This is a genomic window from Methylophilus sp. UBA6697 (assembly GCF_002454655.1).
GTDB lineage: Bacteria > Pseudomonadota > Gammaproteobacteria > Burkholderiales > Methylophilaceae > Methylophilus.
The window spans coordinates 1-3,202 of sequence record NZ_DKJH01000033.1 but is presented as its reverse complement, the minus strand read 5'-3'; the positions used below and the strand labels follow the sequence as shown (position 1 = coordinate 3,202).

Below are 3,202 nucleotides of genomic sequence, written 5' to 3'. Positions count from 1 at the left end.
TTGGAGCCGGTGACGTTGGTACGCTCACCGACATTGACGTACAGCGAGCGTTCATCAATGATAAATGGCTCTAAGCCAGACAGTTTTGTCGTGATCGGCAGAGTAGGCACCTGACGCGGCGGCAAAGCTTTAATCGCGTTGTAAATCGCGTTGATATGGTCTGGCGTCGTGCCGCAACAACCCCCGGCAATATTGATAAAGCCGCTGTCTGCAAACTCTTTCACTAGGCTGGAAGTCACATCAGGCGTTTCATCAAAGCCGGTGTCAGACATCGGGTTAGGCAAACCGGCGTTGGGGTAGATGCAAACAAAGGTATCGGCGACTTTGCTCAGTTCTTCAGCATAAGGACGCATCAGTGTCGCACCGAGGGCACAGTTCAAACCAACAGTCAGCGGTTTCACATGACGTACCGAGTGCCAGAAGGCGGTCACGGTCTGGCCAGACAGGATACGGCCGGAAGCATCGGTCACCGTACCGGAAATCATGATCGGCCAGGTCTTGCCCTGCTCATCAAAGAAGGTCTCAATCGCAAACAACGCCGCTTTACAGTTGAGCGTATCGAAAATGGTTTCCACCATCAGGATATCGGCACCGCCATCCACCAGGCCACGGATCTGTTCGTGGTATGAAGTCACCAGTTGGTCAAAGCTGACATTACGTGCGGCTGGGTCGTTTACATCGGGAGAGATAGAAGCGGTTTTTGGCGTAGGGCCCAAAGCGCCAGCAACAAAGCGCGGTTTGTCCGGTGTGCTGTATTTGACGCAGGCAGCCTTGGCTAACTTGGCGGATTCGACGTTCATCTCATACACCAGATGCGCCATATGGTAATCGTCTTGCGCGACGCTGGTGGCACCAAAGGTGTTGGTTTCGATGATATCGGCCCCGGCCGCCAGGTATTTTTCGTGGATTTCCTGGATGACCTGTGGCTGTGTCAGCGTCAGCAGCTCGTTGTTGCCTTTGACGAACAACTCGCGCTCGCCTGGCGGCCCTTGAAAGTCTTTGAAGCGCGCCCCGCGATAATCAGCCTCGGTCAGCTTGTATTGCTGAATCATGGTGCCCATTGCGCCATCCAGAATCAGGATGCGCTTGGAAAGCGCGTCACGTAACCATTGTTCAGTGGCGGAGATGGGCAGTTGCGGCATGCGTATCAACTTGAAAACAAAAGCGATATTTTATCACAAGGCGCCACGCAGCCCGGCAAACGATGCCGAGGCAACGCAGGTACTAGAAGTTAAAACGTACCGTGGTCATCAGCACATGATTTTCGCGATCAACGCTGCGCGTGTTGATGTACTGATGCAGGTAGCCCGTTTCGAGATTGGAGAAATCACTGAACTTCCAGTTGGCTCCGATAAACAAGCGGTTTTGGTCGATGCCACGGTGCACACCCCACTCAGTCTGGTTCAGGTTAATAAACAATTCGTCAAACATCACCAGCGATAACTTAGGATGCACTGGCAAGGGCATGGTTGCGCGCACCATCTGCCGCAAGCGATGACCAACATCCTGAAAGTCTTCACGCCGCCGCTGCTCAAAGCGCGTGCGGCTGGTGAAAGTTACATTGGCGACAGCATCAAACTGATACTGAAACTGCTCCCATAGCCGGTTTTCGCGCTGCGACGACTGGCCGGGCGGATGGCTGATAATGGTGTCATAGCCCAGCCAGACGCTGGCCTTGGGATTGAACTTATAAAACACCGATGGCCGCAGGATCAATTGGTCAAAATGCTGGCCTTCGTTGCGCCAGCGCGGATGCGTATCCATGCTCCAGTAAAAGTTTTCTGCCGGTAATTTGCCCTGGGTGTAGATGCTAAACCAGTAACGGCCATCTTCTTCGGTGTCAGCCATGGCTTGTGGCATCCCGCATACAGCGAGTATGAAAAAAACACGGCGCAAAAAAATATAGTCGAATCGGAAAAATGACATTAACATCGCGGCATTCTATGTATCAATAATTCCAGGCATCAACATGAGCGGTAGTCCGCTCGCCTGGGCATCTGAGNNGGACTGCATGATATCAGGTTTGGTTCAACTCTTTTTGTGGCAAGGCCTGGGCGAGCTGCTGAGTAAATTCTTTTTACCCGGCATTCCAGGCCCGGTGCTTGGCCTGCTGTTGCTATTGGCTTTTTTATGTTTAAGAAAACAGGTGGATAGCGACCTGGCGCTGGTCGCAGACAGCTTTCGCCAGCATCTGGGCTTGCTGTTTGTGCCGGCATCGGTCGGCGTATTGCTGTTTTTACCAGAGTTGCAAACCCATGCATTAGCGGTGAGCACAGCATTATTGGTCAGCGTCATTCTCACCATTGCTGTCACCGCGCTGGTGCTTAAAGTGTTCTGGTACTTTTCGCTCAAGCGCAATAAACACATCACTATGCATAAGGGACATCGCCATGAATAAGCGCATCCCGATTTCCGACATCTGGGTCTATCTTTCTGGTGACCCGCTGTTTGCGCTGATTATCACATTGGCCACTTACCAGTTAGGTTACCTGCTGTATGTGCGCGCCAAGCGGCATCCACTGGTCAACCCGGTGGCGATTTCGGTCATTCTGACCTGCCTGGCCATCGCGTTAATGGACATGCCGTATGAAAAGTATTTTGAAGGCGCCCAGTTTGTACATTTTTTACTGGGCACGGCAACAGTCGCGTTGGCAGTGCCGATTTACAACGGCTTCAAGCGCATGCAGGGCAAGATTTTTCACATCTGGGTGGCCTTGACCGTCGGCAGCACCGTCTCGATCGCCAGTGCTGTGGCTATCGCCAAATGGATGGGGGCATCAGATAACATTGTCGGCAGCATGTATGCCAAATCCGTCACCGCGCCAATTGCCATGGGCATTGCCGAACGGCTAAGTGTGTCACCCACACTGACCGCCGTGTTTACCGTCATTACCGGCATGCTGGGCGCGATTCTGGCGCCCTACATCCTCAACGCAGTCAAAGTGCATCAATGGTGGATACGCGGCACGGCGATTGGCGTCGGCGCACATGGGCTGGGTATTACGCGCGCCTTTAGTGTCAACGAAGAAGCCGGGGTATTTGCCAGCATGGCGATGGGGCTGAATGGTGTGATTAGCGCGATAGGCTTGCCCATCGTGTTAACTTATCTGCGACCGCATCTGGGGTTTTAGCCATACTGGAACTAAATTTGTATTAAATAGCTTTTAGCTGCTTAATACAGATTCTTTTCGCCTTGTTGGCG

4 protein-coding genes are annotated in these 3,202 nt (G+C 52.7%); 2 read left to right on the top strand and 2 right to left on the bottom strand.

What is annotated here, in order from left to right; genetic code table 11:
- Together B3355_RS09695 and B3355_RS09690 are read right to left on the bottom strand one after the other, a co-directional pair.
- Positions 1 to 1,142 (bottom strand): homocysteine S-methyltransferase family protein (locus B3355_RS09695; RefSeq protein WP_292783182.1); only part of this gene is annotated, 1,142 nt, incomplete at its 3' end.
- Positions 1,143 to 1,224: 82 nt separating this feature from the next.
- On the bottom strand, positions 1,225 to 1,848 hold the full coding sequence (locus tag B3355_RS09690; protein WP_292783180.1) for a DUF2490 domain-containing protein: 624 nt from the start codon (positions 1,846 to 1,848) through the stop codon (positions 1,225 to 1,227).
- A 175-nt stretch (positions 1,849 to 2,023) separates the two neighbouring features.
- Between B3355_RS09690 and B3355_RS09685 the strand changes: the two genes are divergently transcribed.
- Positions 2,024 to 2,398 (top strand): CidA/LrgA family protein, encoded by a 375-nt coding sequence (locus B3355_RS09685; protein WP_232411227.1) that lies wholly within the window; start codon positions 2,024 to 2,026, stop codon positions 2,396 to 2,398.
- Entirely contained in the window at positions 2,391 to 3,131 is a 741-nt protein-coding gene (locus B3355_RS09680; RefSeq protein WP_292783177.1) for an LrgB family protein, read from the top strand. The genes B3355_RS09685 and B3355_RS09680 overlap by 8 nt, the downstream gene beginning before the upstream one ends.
- Positions 3,132 to 3,202 lie beyond the last annotated feature (71 nt).

What these genes read in the sequence shown, in the direction of transcription:
- B3355_RS09690 (WP_292783180.1), bottom strand. Translation starts at nt 1,848, where the DNA reads ATGGCTGACACCGAAGAAGATGGCCGTTACTGGTTTAGCATCTACACC.
- B3355_RS09680 (WP_292783177.1), top strand. Translation starts at nt 2,391, where the DNA reads ATGAATAAGCGCATCCCGATTTCCGACATCTGGGTCTATCTTTCTGGT.